The following is a 19,467-nucleotide window of genomic DNA, read 5'->3' on the forward strand; positions in this document are numbered from 1 at the left end:
CCCCTCCCATCACGCGGCGCCTGTGGACGCCACCGGCTGGGCTGCGTGCCTGGGTGGTGTCCGGGTCACCTTCATGTCAGAAACGACGACGATTAGAGGTTGGGAGTCCGCCGGAGGTTGTTCGAATTGAATTGCCTGAGATTTCGGGGTATTCCGCCATCAGCGACTTCTTCTTCTTTTTGGGCGGGGACTTTCGCACTATTGGTTCGTTTTTCACGGTTGCGACGGTGTCGCAAAATGTGTCGGGTTGCCCCGAACCCAAGCACGTCGATCCATTGTTTCCTAGGTGTTTTTCCCTTTTCCCCTTAATCGATTCAACCGACTTTCCGCAAGAACTGCATTTGACGAACCGCTTTTTGGAGAGCGAGGCTGGCTGAGCGCGAGGAAAGTCGCGGATAATGTCTTGGCCTTTTCGCGGAACCGGCTGCTGTTGCAAGCTTCCTTTGCACAGTTCGGACTTCTGGGGATTAAGATGCGGTTTCGCCACTCCCGTGCTAGCCCAGGTCCGTACTGCTTGTTTGCATGAACGGCACTTTCGCCATTCGATCTCAGAACCGCGCGCCTTCATGGCAGTAGCCTAGCGAGATTCAGTCCGCCTTATGCGCTTTTCACGAAGGCAGACTGGCAGATCAGGGTCTGATCGCTGGATGGGCGCCCGAGTCTGCTGAAAGCTGGCTCAATAGCTCGCGTCTTCAATTGCGGAGTTCAAGCATGTGGACCCAGCGTGCCTCGTCGAGTAACCCGCAAGGGCGCATACCTGGCCCCGCCGAGACAACCCCTTGACCCTGTCACAGTGTCAAGGTCGATGATCGAGGCATGAGAATCGGCCAGGTCGCCCAGATCGTCGGCATCAGCGCACGCAGCATCCGGCACTACCACCGGCTCGGAGTGGTCGCCGAGCCCGCTAGGACCGCCGGCGGGTACCGCGAGTACGACGTCGCCGACCTCGCCCGCATCGCACGGATCGCCTTCCTGTCCGACTCCGGCGTACCGCTCAAGGAGATCGCATCCCTCCTCGAACCGGAGGCCGGAGACCCCGCGACAGATCTCGCCGCGATTCGCGACGGCATCGACCAGAGGATCACCGCCCTAGCCCGCCAGCGCGACCGACTGGACGCCATCGCACAGCGCGCGGCCGCCGGGTTGCCCCCGGGCCTCCTGCCCGAACCCGTCGCCCGTGCACTCGACCTATGTCGATCCGAGGCGAGCGACGATCCGGACCTCGCAGCCCTTGTGGAGCTCGAACGCGACATGCTCGACCTCGCCGCACTCCGCGGCGACCTTCCCGACGAGCTCGCCGCCGCGTACTCCGCCCTCGCGACCGACGAGGATCGGCGCCGCAGCTACCTCGACCTCCTCGCCGGATTCCATCGCATCGAGGGCCGACGCCCCGCCGACGTCGAGCCGGAGATCGCCCGGCTCGCCGAGAGCCTGATCGCCGACCCGACCATCCGCTCGATCATCACCGGCGCCTCGGCAGACATCGACGACTCGCTCACCGGCCCCACGCTCGAACAGCTCCTCCCCGACACGGCACAGCGCGAGGTGCTGCGCCGCACGTTCAGCGCCCTGGGAGTCGAGATATGAACAGTAGACTGATTCCGCTGATCGCCCTCGTCGTCGTCGCCACCGACGCCGCCCTCCTGGTGACCGGCACGATCGGGCCCGCCGTCGCGCTCGCCCTCTTCCTCATCGTGGAGATCCCCCTCGGCGCGCTCGCCGTCACCGGTTACGTCCGCCGCTACCGCACGCACCGCGCCCGCACCGAGACCCGCCGCGAGGCCCTGCGCGCACTGGCCGCCGACGACCCCTACCTACGCCTGGCCGCGGCCGAGGCCCGCACCGTCGCCTCCCTCGCGCGCTGGGTGTCCCGGCGTCCCGACGTCCCCGCCGGCGCGGTGCCGATCGGCTACGCGCGCGGCACCCTCGGCATGCCGATCGCGCTGGCCGCCGCGGCGACTATCGAACTCGTCGCCGTCCACCTGCTGGTCCCGTGGCCCGTGGTCCGGCTCGTTCTGGACCTACTCGGGATCTACGGGCTCCTCATGGTGCTCGGGTGGCTGGCCGGGCGGATCGTGCGGCCGCACCTCCTCGACCGGGGCGTGCTGACCCTGCGCAGTGGGCCGCACGTCTGCGCGCGCATACCGCTCGACGCGGTGGCGGACGTGCGGCGGGAGCGGCGGCTCTCCCCCACCAACGCCGAGATCACCGGCGACGACGACCGCGGTGGCGCGCTCGTGTTGCCCGGGCCAGACGGGACGAACCTCAGCCTCACGCTCTCACAGCCCGTTGCGGCGTCGGTCCCGGACTTCGGGTGGCGTGCGCCTACGTTGCGGGAGGTGTCCGTGGTGCGGTTGCACGTCGACGACCCGGAGGCCGCGGTAGTAGCGATTCGCCGAGGCTCGGTGGCGCACGTCAGCTACTGAGCTGGTCTGCGACGTACCGCCTTCCAGCAACAGCTTATTCGTATTACGATTCCGGTTAGGGAGCGCAAGATTCAGGGCGAGGCCGTCTCGGAAGAACAACTCGACAACTGGGTCGCCGAGGCTGAGGAGGGGTACGACCCCGCCTGGCTGAAAAAGCGAAAGGGTCGCCCAGCCCGAGCAGAACACGCTGCCCAGGTGGTTCCGGTCCGGCTGACAGAGGCCGAGCTTGAGGCGGTGATGGCCCGCGCGGATCGGGAGCACCTCAACAGGTCAGAGGCGATCCGACGGGCCTTAGCGGAGTGGGCCGCCGCCTCGTGATCATGCGTCGTTCCGCGCGAAAGCACGGTATCGCCGACGACGACATTTGGGCCGCCGCATAATCCGCCGTTCTCGCCATGACCACGATTCCGGCCGCGGCGGGTCGTTGTCGTCGTCATCATCTTCGAACCCGGGCCCCGTCCCGACTCGCGACCTCACGCCGATTCCGACCACCTACCCTCCCCTTCTGCGCCCTAACTCCGACTGACCCCGGCGGTGTCGTACCCGGCCCATAGAGTGGGCCAGGCCGCGCCAGGACCATCCAGGAGAACACCGTGGACTCACCCGCCCTCGTTACCGCCCACACCAGGGCAGAGATCTGATGGCGACCCGGTCCTCGCGCTCGACGACGAAGAAGCGAAAGCCGAGTTCCACGCGTGCGAAGTCGGCCAAGTCGGCCAAGAAGTCCAGCGCGGCGACGGCGGTCCCGACAATCCCGCCCGGCCAGCGGGTGTGGCTGCTGGAGCTCCCGTGGGGAGGGCTGGGCGGCGGGATGCCGGCCGGGGTCACCTACTACAAGTCGCTCACCGCGCACGCGTACGTCGGCACCGCCCTGCCGAGCGCCCTGGAGCCCTACGCCAGCAAGCCGTACTCCTACCTTCGGTGGCGGGAGCACGAGCTCAACGGCAGCACGGGGCCGGGTGCGACCGCCGCGCCGATGACGCTGCGCCCGGAGCAACGCGCGGACGTCGCCGCGATCGCCACAGCCGCCGAGCGCGGGTTCCGACAGGTTCATCTGGCGAACGACGTGGGCACCGGCAAGACCCTGGTGGCAGTGGCCGCGGCGAAGGCCATCGCGACGATGCGCGGCGCCCGCACGATCCTCGTGACGGTGGACCGGCCGGCCCGCATCACCATCCCGTCATGGCGTCGCACCATCGCCGCACTGGGCGACGACGACCTGCGCTGGATCATCATGTCCTCCGACAGCCTGAGCAAGCTCATGGCCCGGAACGGGCGGCCACGGCTGAAAGTCGATGTCGCGGTGATCGACGAGGCCCACCAGTTCCGGCATGACAGCAAGCGCACGAGCTACATGCGGCGACTGACTCGCATGGACGGACCGCACGAGAATGCCCCGTTCGTCCTGACGATCACCGCCACCCCGGGGCATCACCCGGGCGAATGGAACTACATGTCGTCGCTGTACGCCCAAGTACACGGAGACCCGCCGGCCCAGTGGGCGGACTTCGGTCGAGCGCTGGCCGATCGGGGCGTGCCCTTGGAACCCTCCTACGGCAAGTGGACGTGGAGCGCGGAGGCCAAGGAGTCGCTGCAGACGCAGCAGGCCGCTATCAGCGACGTCCGCGACATCCTGCTGCGGCACGAACCGCCGCTCATGCTTACCCGGTCCGCGCCGTGGGGGCCGCCACCCTTCGATGTGGACCTGGTGGAGCTGACCCCTGACCAGTGGCGGGCCTACGAGCTGGAGTGGGGCGATTTTCAGCGCGAGATGCAGCTGGCCCGAACGGGCAGTAACGTCGCCCGGGGTCTGGCTGCCCTGGTGAGACTGCGGCAGAAGGCGTCGATGATCCGCGTCGAGCACACGGTGGCCGCGGCCAAGGCCGAACTCGGCCGCGGCTACCAGGTGCTCATCGCCACCGAGATGGTGTCCACCGCCGCGCACCCGGTGGCCGAGATGCTCGAGGCGGACGGCATCCCGGTGGCGCGGATCTACGGCTCCAATCCGGAGGCCGAGGCCGAGCGGATGCGCTTCCAGCGTGGCGAGGCGCCGGTGGTCGTGTTCAACACGCCCACCGCGATCAACCTGCAGGCAGGCGAGCAGTTCGCCGACGGATCGTTCGCTACTGACACCCCGCGGAGGGGCTTCTTCCACCAGGCCCGCTACAGCGGTCTCCTGGCCGAGCAGACGATGGGCCGCGCGCACCGGAACCACCAGGTCTGTTCCTGGTCTCTCCTGGCGGCGGCGGGGACGATCGAGGAACGAGCCGGCACGGTCATGCTGTCCCGTCTGATCGCCTCCGCGACCAGCACCGACGCGGATGCGTCGACCTTCTCCGAGGTGGCCCGAGTGTTCGGTATCGACTGGATCCCCGCCGCGCGGCTAGCGGAGGGTCTCGACTAGGGGAAGCTACGGCTCAACTACAGTCACGTGACCTGGCCGTGAGTACTTACTCCAGCCCTGGCACCAGGCTCCGCAGATCGATGATGTCGATATGGGCAGCGGGTCCGGCGCGGAACTCCGCAACGGTCATCGTCGAATCGACTCCATACCTGTCGGCAAACCGCCGGCGGAGCCCGACGGATCAGCGGCCGAGCATCCAAGTCACTGTGGAAGTGGAACAGGCCAGGAACCGGCTCGGCACCTCGCCGACGATGTAGAGCTGCGCCCGTCGGCCGGAGTCATCCAGAGTCAGGTGCACCAGATCTGCGACGACGCCACGCTTACGCATCGTGTCGGCGCCTTTCCACTGAGCGACCTTGAACTCGGCGATGCGCCGATCGGTTTCCAGGTCGTACGGCCTCGTGGGGTCGTTGCCGGCACCCAGGGAGGGCCGGTTCACAACCCGTTCGTCCGGCTCGAGGATGTGCGGCAGCGCCAAGGCGATAGTCGTCGCGTGGACGACGTCGTTGAGACGCCCGACTTTCGAGCGGATCAGCAGGGTCGCATCCAGCAGCTCTTGAGTGAAGCCGTATTGAGCGGCAACTCCGCCGGAATCATCGGCCGTGGTCTGCACCAGCTCCGACTCCGCCTGCGCCAACTGGGTCGTCAGATTGGCGCTTCCCAGGAACTCAGACAGCACCGTGAACGCTGTCGCCAGGTCATCCGCACTGTGCCGATTCTCAGCCGTCATTCGCAGATCATGACACCTGGCCACGGTCCGAAGGCGGCGAGGCCTTATCGTCGTCGTCGCTCCTCGCCCACCCGCGGCCGGGCGCGGCCGCCGCTACCTCACGCCCCGAACCACGCCCGCGCCAGCTCGGCGTAGCGGCCGTCCGCTCGCAGCAGCTCGTCGTGCGTGCCGGACTCCACGACCCGGCCGTGCTCCATCACCAGGATCCGATCGGCGGACACCGCCTGGCTCAGCCGGTGCGCGACCACCAGGCCAGCGCGGTCGCGCAGCACGGCGGCCGCGGCGTCGTCGAGGCGGCGTGCCCCGGCGGACCCGGCCTCGGCGGTGGCCTCGTCGAGGATCACCACGTCGGGGTCGGCCAGCTCGACGCGGGCCAGGGCGATCATCTGGCTCTGCATGGGGTCGAGCGGGTGACCGCCCTCGCCGATGACCGTGTGGATGCCGTCGGGTAGGTCGTCCACCCAGTCGGCGCCCACCGTACGCAGGGCGGCGCGGACCTCGGATTCGGAGGCCTCGGGGCGGGGCGCCCGCACGTTCTCGGCGATGGTCGCGGCAAAGGAGTGCACCTCCTGCGAGACCATCGTGATGCGCTGGCGCAGGGCCACCGGGTCGACGTCGGACAGTGAGACGCCGCCCATGCGGACGCTGCCGCGCGACGGCGTGAGGGTTCCCGCGGCGACCAATGCCAGGGTGCTCTTGCCGGCGCCCGTCGAGCCGACCACCGCGACGACCTCGCCGGGGGCCAGGGTGAGGTCCACGTCGATGAGGGCAGGGGCGGCCCCGCCGAAAGAAGCATCGCCGTCGGGAGCCTCGCCGGAGAAAGCCTCGCGGGACGCCTCGCCGTAGGCGTGGGAGACGCCGGTCAGCTCGAGCGGGCCGGGCTCGAGAGTGGCGGTGCGCTCGGGCACCGGCATGGTGATGACGCCGACCATTCGCACGAGCGAGGCGCCGGCCGACTGCACCTGGTCGACTATCCCCACGAGCGCGCCGATCGGGTTGAACAGCCGGTGGAACAACAACGCGGCGGTGGTCACGGCGCCGGCGGTAATGATGTCGGCGTCCACGAGGAAAAACCCGACGACCAGCAGCAGCCCGAGGACCGTGACCTCGGCCCGGTTGTTGCGGGAGAAGGCGCGGGTAACGAAGTAGAACACCCGGATCGACAGGTCCCGCGCCTGTGCCGACGCGGCGGTGATGCGGCGCAGCTCGGCGTCCTGGGCGTCGTACGCGTGCAGGGTCCGCGAGCCGGTGATCCCGCCGAGCAGACGGCTGGCGCGGGTGCCGAACGCGGCGCGCTCAGCGGCATAGATCGGGCCGGAGCGGGGCAGGTACCAGCGCAGCGTCGTCCAGTACATGGGCAGCGCCACCAGGCCCACCAGCCCGAGCCGCCAGTCGACCGTCGCCAGGCCGACTGCGGAGACGATCACCGTAAACAGCGACTGCACCACCAGCGGGATCACCGCGGTGGCGGCCTGGCTGATCTCGCGGGCGTCCTCGGCCACGCGCGAGACGAGGTCACCGGTCTCGGTGGTCTCCATCTGCGCGGCGCCCAGGCGCAGGGAACGGTCCATGACCATCTCCCGCAGGCGCGCGACGGTCGGTTCGGTGAGCCGGGCGAGCCACGCCTGTCCTGCCCACGTGCAACCGGCGCCGACCACACCGGCCACGGCGATCGCGCCCGCCGCCGCCCACACGGCCGAGTAGTCCTGACTGCCGGGCAGGACGTCGACCAGTCGGCCGATCACCCACGGCGCCACGAGCCCGGCGACCGCTCCGACCAGGCCGGCCACGGCCACCAGCAGCAGGTTGCCGCGACGCTCGCGCAGCAGCGGCCACAGCACGGCGAGCGACTCGCGACCGCTGGCCAGGGGCAGGGCCGCGGTGACGTCGGGCCGGTCGGGGCCGCCGACCTGGGCAGCGTCGGCGGTGTCGGTGGAGGCGGAGGTGACGGTGCCGGACTCGGAGCTGCTCATCGGTCGACCGCCGCCCGGTAGGTGGCTGACGCCTCGCGCAGCTCCAGGTGGGTGCCCGTGCGCACGTCGCCACTTCGGGGCAGGTGGACCACCCGGTCGGCGGTCGCGAGGAACGGCGGAGACGAGGTGACGACGAGCGTGGCCTGGCCCGGCCGACTCGTCCGGAGCCGGCGCACGGCCTGCGCGATCCCCCACTCGGTGACGGCGTCGACGGCACTGGTCGGCTCGTGCAGGACCAGGACGTCGGGATCGGCGTGCAGGGCCCGGGCGAGCGCGATCCGCTGTCGCTGGCCCCCGGACAGGTTCCGGCCGCCCTCCTGGACAGGGTGATCCAGGCCGTCGGGGAGGTTCTCGAGGATCTCCGCGACCGCCGAGGCCTGCAGGACCGCCTCGGGGATGGGCTCCTCGTCGTCGTCGTGACTCATGGTGATGTTCGAACGGACGGTACCCACGAACAGATCCACGCGGTGCGGCGCGGCCACCAGGTGCTCGGCGATCGCGGGGGCGAGCTGGCTGCGGCGGTGACCAACGACGAGCACGGCGTCGGCCCCGTCGCCGTGACCGGCGACCGCCAGGGTGACGGCGTCGGCGGCGGCCGGCTGGTCGGCGACGAGCGCGACCACCTCCCCCTCGACCACCTCCAGGTCGAGCGTGCGGCCGTCGGGCAGCGCCAGACCCTCCACGCGCAGCTCGGCGCCGGCGGGCACCTCGGAGCCGGAATCGTCGACCGGCGCGGACTGCAGCAGATCGACCAGGCGCTGCGCGGCGCCGTGGGAACGAGCGAAGACGGCGACCATCTGGGTGATCATCCGGACGGGCTCCTCGAAGAACACGGCCACGCCCACCACGGAGACGAGCGTGCCGATCTCCATCTGGCCCTGGATCACGCGGTACCCGGCGGCCAGCAGGACCAGCGCCAGGACCACGGCCATGCCGAGCGAGCCGATGCCCTGCACGCGCCCGGAGCGCTCGGCGGTGACGATGCCCGCCGCGGCCGCGTCCTCGGAGGCGGTGCGGTACTGATCGGCAGCCCAGCGCTCGCCGCCGCCGGCCTTGAGCACGCGCAGACCGGCCATGATGTCGGTCGCACGGCTGCTCGCCATACCGATCGCGGCCTGCTGGGCGGTGCTGTGGCGGGAGATCGCGCGGCTGGGCAGGGCGACCAGCACCAGGCTGAGCGGCACGCCGATGAGCACGATGAGCCCCACCACCCAGTCGGTCCACAGCAGGTACACCGAGATCCCCACGATCCCGATCACCGCCGACCCGCCCAGCGCGATCTGCCGGAAGACCAACGCGGCCACGTCGGCGTCGGCCGAGCACACCGAGAGCACGTCGCCGGAGCTGGCGCCGTCCATCGCGCGGCGGCGGCTCAGCGGTACCCGCGTGACCTCCACGCGCAGGTCGTGCGCCTCCTCCTGCAGGGCGCGGTTGCTCATGCGGGCGCCGAAGCGGTACCCCAGGCTGAGCACGGTGAACAGGCCGATGAGCCCGACGACCGACCACAACATGGCCCAGCGGTCGAGCGGGATGATCGCGGCGTCCACGATCACGCCGATCGCGATGGGCACCAGCGCCTCGCACAGCTGCCACAGCGTCATGAGCACCAGCCCGGGCGCCCAGAGGTGCCGCCGGCGGCCGACCGCGCGGAGCAGGAGCCCGTTCGCGGTGGTCGGGGCGTCCCCTCCGGGGGTGTCCTCGGCGCGGCGGCGCGGCCGAGCCGGTGGAGACGTCGGTGCTGACATAGGTGTGCAACTCCCGCTGTAGGTGAGGTCGGCCCAGGGTAGATGAGGCCGGCCCAGGGGCCCCGACGACTCTATGCCAGCGGCCGATTTCGTCGTCGACCTCACCGGACGGCGGTGCTAGATTTCAACGTCTCAGCCCTGCGCGAGGAGCGGCGAGATGAGACCACTGCGCTACTCGATCAACGTCACCCTCGACGGGTGCGTCCACCACGAGGCCGGGGTCATGCCGGACGAGGAATCGATGCGGTTCTGGACCGAGGAGATGCAGGGCGCCGACGCCCTCCTGTTCGGCCGGGTCACCTACGAGCTCATGGAGTCGGCGTGGCGCCGGCCGGAGTTGGGCGGGTGGCCGGACTGGATGGAGAAGTGGGAACTCCCGTTCGCGGAGGCCATCGACCGCACGCACAAGCACGTCGTGTCGAGCACCCTGGAGGCGGTCGACTGGAACGCCGAGCTGGTCCAGGGCGACCTCGAGACCGCCGTCCGCGAGCTCAAGGCGCAGCCGGGCCGCGGCCTGTGGGTGGGTGGGGTGACGCTGCCCCTCGCGCTGGCGGAGCTGGGCCTGATCGACGAGTACGAGTTCGTCGTGCAGCCCGTCCTCGCCGGCCGCGGGCCGACCCTCATGGCCGGGCTGCGGGAGCGGATCCCGCTGGAGCTGATCGACCGCACCGGGTTCCGCTCCGGGTCGGTGGCCCTGCGCTACCGGCCCGTCCGCCCCGCTGGGTGACGGGCTACGGCGCCGTCGTCCCCACTGAGTACGCGGCCGCCGCGTCGCGCACGTCCATGACGTACTCGCGCGAGGCGTTGTAGGCCAGCACGGCGCGCTGCCAGTTCTCGGCCACCGAGAGGTCTCCCCCGGTCTCGCACAGCAGGCGCGCGGCGGCCACGGCGGCGTCGTCGATCTGGTTGGGGTCGGCCACCCCGTCGCCGTTGGCGTCGCGACCGTATTTGCGCCACGACTCGGGGATGAACTGCATGGGCCCGACCGCGCGGTCGTGTTCGGTGTCGCCGTCCCACTGGCCGCCGTCGGTGTCGGGGATGTCCGCGAACCCCGGCGACCCGTCGAGTTTGATCCCGATGATCGGAGGGAGCGCGTAGCCGTCGTCGTTCAACATCGCCCCGCGGTACCGGCCGTGCCGCGTCTCCACGTGCCCGATGCCGGCGAGCGTCGTCCAGGCGAGGTTGCACTCGGGTCGGGTCTGGCGCATGGTCTCGGCGGCGTTGCCGTAGGCGGCCAGCGCGGCGACGGGGATGTTCATCGGCTCGTTCATCGCGGCCGCCCACTCGCGCAGCTGGTCGGACGTGCGGCCGGGGGCGTTGATGTCGATGGTCGGCACCGGGGCGCCGGCGGCCGGCGGGATGCCCGGGGGGATGGGGATGGGCGCCTCGCGGGTGGCCTCATAGGAGCACGACGACGACAAGACGACGGTCGCGAGCAGTCCCGCGAGGCTCGCGGTGGCGCGGGGGGTCAGGGTGGGCATCGCCTGCCATCCTGCCGGAGCCCGGTTCCGCAGCGCGTCAGGGTATCCCCCGATTCGCGGCGGGCCGGCCGTGATGCTCACCTCACTCGGCCGTGGCGTTCCCCTCCCTCGGCCGGCGCCTCACTCCGGAGACCGGGCGTCGGCACCGCTCCCCGACGCGAACCCGCCGGCGAGCGCGGTGAGCTCGTCGAGCAGGTCGTCGCGGCTGATGGCCGGCCGGTCGAGCACCCAGCGGACGGCGATGTTCTCCACGGCCATGACGATCACCCAGGCCCGGGCCGCCGGGTCCGCCGAGCGCAGTCCGGCCGCGGAGAGGTACACGGCCAGCAGTTCGCGGACGCGGGTCTCCAGCGCGTGCTGCGCGGCCCGGTGGCGCACCGCGGGCAGCTCCTCCCACACGATCCGCAGCAGCCCGGCGTCCGCCTCCAAAGCGGACAGCAGCGCGTCAGCGATTCCGCGGACCGCGGCCGGGTCCTGCACGTCGACCGGGCCGGAGGCGGCGAGCGAGGCGGCCACCCGGTCGGAGATCTCGGCCGACCAGCGGTCCATCACCACCGTGACCAGCGCCGACTTGTCCGGAAAGTACTGGTACAGCGATCCCGGGCTCACCTCGGCCTCATCGGCGACGCGGTTCGTCGTGAAGGACTCGTAGCCGTCGCGCACGAGCACGACGCGAGCCGCCTCCACGATCCGCTCGACCATCGCGCGGGATCTGGCCTGCTGGGGCACCCTTCTCATGAACGCGAATTGTATGCGAGTAAAAACTCGCCTCATAGTCGTGCCATGACCGCAGCGCCTGAACGCCACACCACGGACCCCGCCGCCACCACGGCCGCATCGCCGTACCCGACGCGCTTCCGCGAGGCCGAGGACCGCTCGCGCCGCATCGGCCGCACGCTCAAGGCCGTCGCGCGCGTGGACGAGGTCGACGAGCAGCTCATGGACCGCCTCGGCCGCGGCTACCTCGAGCGCGACGAGCTCGGCAACAGGCTGGCCGCCGCGATGCGCCTGCGCTCCGGCGAGCCCGGCGCCGTGAGCCGCCGCCAGCTCGACGAGGCCCTGACCACCGGCACAGCCGGCCTGCCCGAGGACGCCGCCCCCGTCCTGCGGGAGTACATCGCCCGGCTCGAGGGCACCCCGGACTGGGTCGACTGGGCCAAGATCGAGCGTGGACAGAAGGTCTACCTGCGGCTGGGGCAGAACGCCGCCGACATCCTGCTGCAGCTCTCGCTCATCGGCGGCTACCGCTTCGGCGGCCCCACCGACCTGCTCGTGGCGACCGGTGGACTGACCGGCAACACGACGCTGCGGCGCCTGGCCGAGACCAGCCACTGGACCATGTCTCTGTCGATCGCCGACGGGCTGCGGCCGGGCGGCGAGGCGTGGCGGCTCACCGGCCACGTGCGGGCGATGCACGCGGTGGTCAACCACGCCATGGAGACTCGCTGGGACACGGGCCGCTGGGGCCTGCCGATCAACCAGAGCGACCTCGCCGCCACCCTGGGCCTGTTCGACGCCGTCGTCCTGCTGGGCGTGCGAACGCTCGGCGTGCCGGTGAGCCGACAGGACTCGCAGGACGTCATGCACGTGTGGCGGTACGTGGGCTGGCTGCTCGGGGTCGACGACGACTTCCTCGTCGAGCGCGAGAGCGAGCGCCACCGCATCAACTACCACATCCTCCTCGCGCAGGCCGGGCTGTCCGAGGCGGGCCCGCAGCTCACGCAGGCGTTGGTCGAGGCGCAGCGCACGCGGCATCGCACCGGCCCGTTCCCCCGCCTGCGCGCCCGCGTCGGACACGAGCGACTGCTGAGCATGCTCACCGTGCTGCTGGGCCGCGAGTCGATGCGCGAGTTCGGCCTGCCCGTCCGCCCGCCGTGGGCACACGCCTACCTCGTCGCGCTCAACACGCTGCGCTACCGCACGCCGTTCGGCCGCGCCCGGCTCGACGCGTGGGGCGAGCGGGTCCGCGACCGCGAGCGCAAGGAGACCTTCGGCGACGCCCGCCCCGACATCGGCCGCCCCGCCACCGCCTGACCCCGGCCCCCGCCGCGCGGCCACCCGACCCCGTCACATCCCCAACCGCCCCATCGAGAAGTCAGTTCGGCCCGCATCGCCCGAGAGGCGGGTGTGCGAAACAGTCTTCTCGATGAAGGCAGGGCCGAGGCGCCGCCCGCGCGAATCCCCGCCGACCGCCACCGCCTGAGAGCCCGGCCCCCGCCGCGCCGGGCAGAGGATTTCGCCTGTATCGCCCGAGAAGAGGGTGCACGAATTCCTCTGCTCGACGAGGCGGCGCTCAGGTGAATCCCCGGGCTATGAGCCGTTTTCACCTAATCCGTCCCAATTAGGCTTTTCGACCTAATGTCGCCGATATGTGGCACGATCGCCTCATGTTCGTCGTCACCATCGACCAGCGCCGCAGCCGCACCAGCGCCGACCGGGTGCCCGCGCTCCTCGACGCGCTGGACGGCGTGCCGGTCGCGGCGGCCTTCGAGCGCACGGCCGGCGACGAGGTCCAGGGCCTGCTCGACGATCCCGCCGCCGTGCGCTCGGCGCTGCTCATCGCCCTGCGGAAGGGCGACTGGCACTGCGGTGTGGGCGCGGGAGACGTCGACGACGAGTCCTTCGCCACCGGGACCAGAGCAGGTCGCGGAGCCGCCTATATCGCGGCCCGCGAGGCCGTCGACGCCGCCAAGGGGCTCCCCGGCTCGGTGGCGATACGGGTCCCGGGCGAGACCACGACGCGAGGGAACGTCTCCGCGGCGGCGGCATGGGCAGCAGACTGCGAAGCGGTGTGGGCGCTGGTCGCGCCGCTCGTTCTCGGCCGCACGGAGGCGCAGTGGCGAGTCGTGGACGCCGTCGACCGCTCCACCACCCAGGCCGCGGCCGCCGATGAGCTGGGCATCACGCCCGCCTCCGTCACGGGTGCGCTGCGGGCGTCGCGGATCCGCGACGAGCGCGCGGCCTATCCCGCGCTCGACCGATTGCTCGCGGGCGCCCACGCGGCGGCCACCGGCGAGAGCCCGACCGTCCGCCCGAGCCCGGCAGCCGGCGAGAGCCCGACCCGCGGCGACCGCCCGGCAGCCACCGACTCGCGTGGGAAGGCCGACCGATGAGCACCTGGCCCGACTGGATCGTCGTCGCGATCGTGGTGGCCGTCAGCCTGCTCGCCTCGGCCGGGCTGGGCTCGCCGATCGCCTCACTCGTCCTCCGATCGGCGAAAGTCCCAGAGCCGCCGATCGTCGAGCGCAGCGGCGACTCGCGCCAGCCGGTGATGCGCCGACGCGACGACCCCGCCCCACAGGTCCGCGAGGTGCTGCGCGGCGGCATGTGGATCGGGATCCTCGAGCGCCTCGGCCTCACCGCCGCGATCCTCGCCGGGCGCTTCGAGCTCGCCGCTGTCGTGGTGGCCATCAAGGCGCTCGGCCGCTACCCGGAGATCCGCGAGAACCCGGCGGTGAGCGAGCGCTTCATCATCGGCACCCTCGCCTCCCTGCTGGTGGCGGCGGGGTGCGGAGCGCTCGGACTCGTGGCCCTGCATACCCTGACGTGAGCGGGGACCCTGCATACCCTGACGTGAGCAGGGACCCGAACCCCAAGGAGAGGACACCCCGATGGCCCGCGCAACACTGCTGATGGCCGCTACCGTCACCGCGTCCGCCCTGATTCTGACCGCCTGCGCGGAGAGCGGTGACGACACCGCGAGCGCACCGTCCACCTCGACCGGCGCCCCCGCCGAGACCGCCGCTCCCGCGAGCGGGACAGAGCCCGTCGCCCCTGACGAGGGTGGCGAGCACTCCCGCGCCGACGTGATGTTCGCGCAGACGATGCTCCCCCACCACGAGCAGGCCGTCGAGATGAGCGACCTCCTCCTGACCAAGAGCGACATCCCCGCTGACGTCACCGCCCTGGCCGAACAGATCAGGGCAGAACAGGGCCCCGAGATCGAGCAGATGACCGCCTGGCTCGAGCAGTGGGGCGAACCGCTGAGCCCTGAGGGCGGCCACGGTGGCCAGCACGGGGGTCACGGCGGCGACATGGCCGGAATGGAGGGCATGCTCTCGCAGACCGAGCTGGAGCAGCTGGCCGACGCGGAGGGAACCGACGCCGCGCGCCTCTTCCTCGAGGGGATGATCGCCCACCACGAGGGTGCCATCGACATGGCTCGACAGGAGGTTGACGAGGGCAGCTACCAGCCGGCCGTCGACCTGGCACGGTCGATCATCGAGACCCAACAAGACGAGATCGCCACCATGCGCGACATGCTCTCGGGAGTGTGAGCGCGCCCATGGTGACAGTCCGCACGGCCACCCGCGCCGACGCCCCCGCGGTGGCCCGCATCCTCAGCGAGGCGTTCCTCGACGACCCCGCGTGGTCGATCACCCTGCCGGAGGACGACACCCGGCTCGCCAAGCTCGCCGCGTACTACCGCCGTCGCGTACGGCGGCGCCCCGGATGGGTGGACGTGGCGGTCGACGACGGCGAGGTGGTCGGAGCCCTTCTGTGGGAACCACCTGCCGACTCGGGCGCGCTGGCCACGGTCCGACGGGCGATCGCAGGCGGGACCCGCTGGGTCCTCGGTCGGCTGCCCATCGGCCGCGGTGCCCGCCATACCCTCCAGATCGAGGCGTACCGGCCCACAGCACCGCACTGGTACCTGCGCGACATCGGCGCCGGGCCCGAGGCCCGCGGCAAGGGCGTCGGCACGGCCCTGCTCGAGCACCGCCTGACCATCGTCGACCGCTCGCCGACCCAGCTCGCGTTCCTCGAGTCCACCACGCCTGGGAGTCGGCGCCTCTACGAGCGGTTCGGCTTCGAGGCCATCGGCTCGGTCGCCACCCTGGGGAATCAGTCCTCGACCGCCATGCTGCGCAGGCCCGGCAGCAGCGCGGATTAGCTCCTCTCGCTCTGCCGCCGAGCTGCCCGCAGTACGCTCACCGCTATGACGGCAGACTTCGTGACCCCCGCCACAGACACGCCCGCGCCGGATCCCCTCGGCCGGGCGCGTCAGAACGTCATCTACCGCTCCGGCATCTCCGGCATCACGCCCACGGTGCCGACCAGCGCCGAGAAACTCGAAGCCGCCGCGCGACGCTCGCTGCTGCGTCGGCCCGGCGGGGCCAAGGCGTGGGCCTACATCTACGGCGGCGCCGGCTCCGGGACGACCATGGACGCCAACCGCGAGGCCTTCGACCGACGACCGCTCGTCCCCCGCATGCTGCGCAACACCTCCCGGCGGGATCTGGCGACCACCGTGCTCGGGCAGCGACTTCCCGCCCCCGTGCTGGTCGCCCCCATCGGCGCGGCCGGGCTGGTCCGCCGCGAGGCCGACCTCATGGTCGGGCGGGCCGCGGCCGCGCGCGGGATCCCGTACATCCTGTCCTCGCAGGGCTCCTCGCCGATGGAGGAGACCGCCCGCGAGATGGCCGGCGGTCCGCGCTGGTACCAGCTCTACTGGAGCAGCGACGAGCAGCTCGTCGACAGCTTCATCGCCCGCGCCGAGGCGATCGACGCCGGCGCCCTGGTCGTCACCCTCGACACCACCACCCTCGGCTGGCGGCCCTGGGACCTCGACCTCGGATCGCTGCCGTTCACCCGCGGGGTCGGCATCGCCCAGTACGTCTCCGACCCGCGCTTCACCGAGATGGTGGCCGAACGGGTCGCACGCGAGGCCGCGGCCGGCCCCGGCGCGGACCCCGACGCCATCAAGGTCACGCCGCGGGCCGCGCTGACGCTGCTGGAGATGGCGCGCAACCGCCCCGGCCGCCTGCTCGACAACCTGCGCGCGCCCGAGACGCGCGCCGCCGTGCAGACCTTCCTCGACACCTTCTCCAACCCGGCGCTGAGCTGGGAGCACCTCGCGACCCTGCGGGACCGGACCCGGCTGCCGATCGTGCTCAAGGGCGTCCTGCATCCGGACGACGCACGCAAGGCCTTCGACTCGGGCGTCGACGCGGTCATGGTCTCCAACCACGGGGGCCGCCAGGTCGACGGATCCATCGGCACCCTCGACGCCCTCGTCCGCATCCGCGAGGCCGTCGGCCCCGAACCGACCGTGCTGCTCGACTCCGGTATCCGCAACGGCACCGACGTCGTCAAGGCCATGGCCTGCGGAGCGAACGCGGTCACGCTCGGTCGGCCGCACATCTACGGCCTGGCCGTCGCGGGCGAGCGCGGCGTCGGCGAGGTGCTCGACAACCTGCTCGCCGAGATCGACCTCACCATGTCACTCAGCGGCGCCAGCTCGTGGGAGCAGGTCGACGCCACACTCCTGGCATGAGGAAAGCCCCCCGTCGGCAACTGCCGACCGGGGGGCTGGTCCTCGCATGCGGGGGTCTCGAGAGCTGTGCGCCCTCGAGCACCGCGGGCATCGACTAGATGATCGGGGCGCCCTCTCTCTTGGCCTCAGCGGCCTCCTTGACGAAGCCACGGACGAGGACGGCGAGGACGCCGGCCACGATGACGGGCCAGATCAGGACGTAGATCGTGAGAAGGATCGGTGTCATGAGTAGCTGCCTTCCTTCCTAGACGCGGACGAGGTCGTCGTCGTCATCAGTTCGGACGTTCGGGTCGCGGCCGTCGTCGTCGGACTGGGCCCCGAGGGCCTCCGCAGACTCCGCGGTGTCGTAGTCGGCGGTGCGGGCGGCGATCTCGGCGAAGTCGAAGTCCATCGAGCTACGGAACGACATCGCGGCACAGACGATCGTGCTCACCGCGTACGCCACCAGCGAGGCGGTCAGGGTGTCGTAGTCACGCAGGAACCCGAGGATGAACGGCGCACTGCCCAGGGCTGCGATCGCGCCGACGACCAGCGCCGGGCGCAGGCCGAAGAACCCGAAGACCATCAGCCCGAGCACCACACCCACGCCGATCACCGCCAGGGCCTCGATGCCGTACGCCAGCACGCCGGTGTCCGGGATCGCGCCGAAACGGGTCGGCAGGAACACCGCGAGCGCCGCGAGCACCGACACGGTGAAGGCCATGTTGGTGACCTTCTTCCAGTAGAAGCTCGCGATCACCGGGAACACGAGCGCACCCCACAGGGCACCCACGAAGACCAGCAGGTCCAGGATGTTGAACCGAATGTTGGCGAACACCAGCGCCGCGGCGGTGGCGACGACCATCGTGAGCCGGCCCACGATGAGCATCGTGCGCGGGTTGGGCACCTTGCCCTTGCTGCGCAGGCCCTGGCCGTACATGTCGCTCATGGCGATCGACGACATGGCCGACAGGTCGGAGTCGGCGGTCGACGAGAGCGACCCGATGATCATGATGAAGAACACCGCGACCAGCAGGCCCGGCAGGTACTCGGCGGCCACCTGCGGCAGGATGTTGTTGGGGTCGCCGTCGACGGGATCGATACCCGCGTACAGGGCGAGCACGCCCACCATGCCGATGCCGATGATCGTGGCACCGTAGCCGATGGTCGCCGTGATGAACGTCGGCTTGATCAGGTCTTCGCGCACCGCGAACAGGCGCTGGGCGATGGTCTGGTTACCGATCGCGTACGCCAGCACCGCCGCGATGTACGGCGCGCCCTGGTTGAGGAACGCATCGGAGGAGAAGAAGTTGCTCTGCTGCGTGGTGAGGTTGGCCGCACCGCTCGAGAACACCTCGACGCCGCCGAGGAAGAAGAACATGGACGGCACGATGATGATGACCGCGCCGAGCATGGCCAGCACCTGGGCGAAATCGGTGAGCACCGAGGCGCGGAAACCGGACCACAGCGTGTACAGCAGCACACCCGCGGCGATCACGATGATGCCCTGCATGAAGCTGAACGGGCTGAGCATGGCGATCAGCGCGCCACCGGCGATGAAGTTCGACGTCAGCGAGATGACCGAGCCCAGGATGTTGGAGCCGGCCAGCATCAGCTGGGAGGAGCGCCCGTGGCGGGCGAACATGACCTCGGCCAGGGTGTGAGCCTGGGGCGCGACCTTTCGGATGCGTCGGCCGAAGGGGTAGATGAACAGGATCATCAAGGCACCCCAGAGCCCGTAGTGGATCGGTCCCGACACACCGTAGAGGTAGCCGGAGTTGACCGAGGCGTACATCGACGAGGCCCAGATCCAGGTGGCCGTCATCGAGGCGGCCGAGATGCCGAACCCGATCCGATGACCGGCCGTCATGTAGTTGTCAGCATTCTCGTCCTTGCGGGCGATCCGCATGGACATGACCATGGTGCCGCCGTAGAACAGCAGCAGTAGCAATACAAGCGCAGTCGCACTCAGCGCGGGAGAGCCGAGCAAATCCATATCTGCCTTTCTCTCTTCTATTGTCAGAACAACGGACCCAGCATAGAGAAGCCTGACGGAAAACTGAGAATCGGCGAGGCCACGGCCATTGTCGGGAGGTCCAAAACGGAGCCCGCTCCCCACCGCGTGACGGCCCACGATCCGGTACCGGGATGGAGGAACACCCCAAACGGACCCTCGGCGTGGAACCGATGCTCAGGAAACGTTGTGGATAAACGATGCCGGACCCGCAGCGCTCAGAAAGTTGCAGAAGCCCGCAAATATTGCGGCGCCTGCCTGCGCAGATGACATCAGAGCGTGCGGGAGCGGTCGACGCCGACGGGGCGTGCGCCGTGCGAATAGAATGCCGTCAACTTAAGAGTGACGTTACACACCGGCAGGTGCCCGAGAGGACCTTCGCCGGACAGGGCGGGCGCGCGCGAGCGGATGCGCCCACAGGGCGAGCGATGGTTCAGT

The 19,467-nt window shown here is 70.4% G+C and carries 18 protein-coding genes; 11 read left to right on the forward strand and 7 right to left on the reverse strand.

Annotated features, from left to right (window positions below; genetic code table 11):
- The first annotated feature begins 816 nt into the window (after nt 1–816).
- The 4 genes from A6035_RS10675 to A6035_RS10690 all read left to right on the forward strand — a co-directional run bounded on the left by A6035_RS10675 (nt 817) and on the right by A6035_RS10690 (nt 4,830).
- Entirely contained in the window at nt 817–1,587 is a 771-nt protein-coding gene (locus A6035_RS10675; RefSeq protein ID WP_108847766.1) for a MerR family transcriptional regulator, read from the forward strand.
- Nucleotides 1,584–2,426, forward strand: coding sequence for a hypothetical protein (locus A6035_RS10680; RefSeq protein ID WP_108847767.1), 843 nt, complete (start codon nt 1,584–1,586; stop codon nt 2,424–2,426). The genes A6035_RS10675 and A6035_RS10680 overlap by 4 nt, the downstream gene beginning before the upstream one ends.
- 237 nt (nt 2,427–2,663) lie before the next feature.
- Nucleotides 2,664–2,744 carry a ribbon-helix-helix protein, CopG family gene (locus A6035_RS19330; protein WP_327512291.1) on the forward strand — a complete coding sequence of 27 codons (81 nt, stop codon included), beginning with the start codon at nt 2,664–2,666 and terminating at the stop codon, nt 2,742–2,744.
- A 322-nt stretch (nt 2,745–3,066) separates the two neighbouring features.
- Nucleotides 3,067–4,830 (forward strand): DEAD/DEAH box helicase family protein, encoded by a 1,764-nt coding sequence (locus tag A6035_RS10690; RefSeq protein WP_108847769.1) that lies wholly within the window; start codon nt 3,067–3,069, stop codon nt 4,828–4,830.
- 181 nt (nt 4,831–5,011) lie between these two features.
- On the opposite strand, the gene A6035_RS10695 is transcribed toward A6035_RS10690, so the two are convergent.
- The 3 genes from A6035_RS10695 to A6035_RS10705 all read right to left on the reverse strand — a co-directional run bounded on the left by A6035_RS10695 (nt 5,012) and on the right by A6035_RS10705 (nt 9,278).
- Nucleotides 5,012–5,560: a PE-PGRS family protein gene (locus tag A6035_RS10695; protein WP_108847770.1), complete on the reverse strand. Its 549-nt coding sequence runs from the start codon at nt 5,558–5,560 to the stop codon at nt 5,012–5,014.
- A 98-nt stretch (nt 5,561–5,658) separates the two neighbouring features.
- The gene (locus tag A6035_RS10700) at nt 5,659–7,533 is read right to left on the reverse strand and encodes an ABC transporter ATP-binding protein (protein ID WP_108847771.1); all 1,875 of its coding nucleotides are present in this window, start codon (nt 7,531–7,533) and stop codon (nt 5,659–5,661) included.
- Nucleotides 7,530–9,278: an ABC transporter ATP-binding protein gene (locus A6035_RS10705; protein WP_108847772.1), complete on the reverse strand. Its 1,749-nt coding sequence runs from the start codon at nt 9,276–9,278 to the stop codon at nt 7,530–7,532. The genes A6035_RS10700 and A6035_RS10705 overlap by 4 nt, the downstream gene beginning before the upstream one ends.
- A 157-nt stretch (nt 9,279–9,435) precedes the next feature.
- Between A6035_RS10705 and A6035_RS10710 the strand changes: the two genes are divergently transcribed.
- Nucleotides 9,436–10,005, forward strand: a complete 570-nt coding sequence (locus tag A6035_RS10710; protein WP_108847773.1) for a dihydrofolate reductase family protein — start codon at nt 9,436–9,438, stop codon at nt 10,003–10,005.
- Between the two features lie 4 nt (nt 10,006–10,009).
- Here A6035_RS10710 and A6035_RS10715 read toward each other — a convergent pair whose 3' ends face one another.
- Entirely contained in the window at nt 10,010–10,759 is a 750-nt protein-coding gene (locus tag A6035_RS10715; protein ID WP_108847774.1) for a lytic transglycosylase domain-containing protein, read from the reverse strand.
- A 120-nt stretch (nt 10,760–10,879) separates the two neighbouring features.
- The gene (locus A6035_RS10720; RefSeq protein ID WP_244192413.1) at nt 10,880–11,497 is read right to left on the reverse strand and encodes a TetR/AcrR family transcriptional regulator; all 618 of its coding nucleotides are present in this window, start codon (nt 11,495–11,497) and stop codon (nt 10,880–10,882) included.
- 45 nt (nt 11,498–11,542) lie between these two features.
- Here A6035_RS10720 and A6035_RS10725 point away from each other — a divergent pair, with 45 nt between their 5' ends.
- The 6 genes from A6035_RS10725 (at nt 11,543) to A6035_RS10750 (ending at nt 17,036) form a co-directional block, all read left to right on the forward strand.
- Nucleotides 11,543–12,793, forward strand: a complete 1,251-nt coding sequence (locus tag A6035_RS10725; RefSeq protein ID WP_108847776.1) for an oxygenase MpaB family protein — start codon at nt 11,543–11,545, stop codon at nt 12,791–12,793.
- Nucleotides 12,794–13,128: 335 nt separating this feature from the next.
- Complete coding sequence (locus A6035_RS10730) at nt 13,129–13,872, forward strand: hypothetical protein (protein ID WP_244192414.1); 744 nt, start codon at nt 13,129–13,131, stop codon at nt 13,870–13,872.
- On the forward strand, nt 13,869–14,309 hold the full coding sequence (locus A6035_RS10735) for a hypothetical protein (protein ID WP_108847777.1): 441 nt from the start codon (nt 13,869–13,871) through the stop codon (nt 14,307–14,309). The genes A6035_RS10730 and A6035_RS10735 overlap by 4 nt, the downstream gene beginning before the upstream one ends.
- A gap of 61 nt (nt 14,310–14,370) precedes the next feature.
- The gene (locus A6035_RS10740; protein ID WP_108847778.1) at nt 14,371–15,036 is read left to right on the forward strand and encodes a DUF305 domain-containing protein; all 666 of its coding nucleotides are present in this window, start codon (nt 14,371–14,373) and stop codon (nt 15,034–15,036) included.
- Nucleotides 15,033–15,653 (forward strand): GNAT family N-acetyltransferase, encoded by a 621-nt coding sequence (locus tag A6035_RS10745; protein ID WP_235026828.1) that lies wholly within the window; start codon nt 15,033–15,035, stop codon nt 15,651–15,653. The genes A6035_RS10740 and A6035_RS10745 overlap by 4 nt, the downstream gene beginning before the upstream one ends.
- A 45-nt stretch (nt 15,654–15,698) precedes the next feature.
- Nucleotides 15,699–17,036 (forward strand): alpha-hydroxy-acid oxidizing protein, encoded by a 1,338-nt coding sequence (locus A6035_RS10750; protein ID WP_108847779.1) that lies wholly within the window; start codon nt 15,699–15,701, stop codon nt 17,034–17,036.
- 94 nt (nt 17,037–17,130) lie between these two features.
- Here A6035_RS10750 and A6035_RS18695 read toward each other — a convergent pair whose 3' ends face one another.
- Together A6035_RS18695 and A6035_RS10755 are read right to left on the reverse strand one after the other, a co-directional pair.
- Nucleotides 17,131–17,262 (reverse strand): putative transporter small subunit, encoded by a 132-nt coding sequence (locus tag A6035_RS18695; protein ID WP_235026551.1) that lies wholly within the window; start codon nt 17,260–17,262, stop codon nt 17,131–17,133.
- An 18-nt stretch (nt 17,263–17,280) separates the two neighbouring features.
- Nucleotides 17,281–19,011: a sodium:solute symporter family protein gene (locus A6035_RS10755; RefSeq protein WP_108847780.1), complete on the reverse strand. Its 1,731-nt coding sequence runs from the start codon at nt 19,009–19,011 to the stop codon at nt 17,281–17,283.
- Nucleotides 19,012–19,467: the final 456 nt, after the last annotated feature.

It is taken from the genome of Dietzia lutea, from assembly GCF_003096075.1.
In the GTDB taxonomy this organism is placed as follows: Bacteria; Actinomycetota; Actinomycetes; order Mycobacteriales; family Mycobacteriaceae; genus Dietzia; species Dietzia lutea.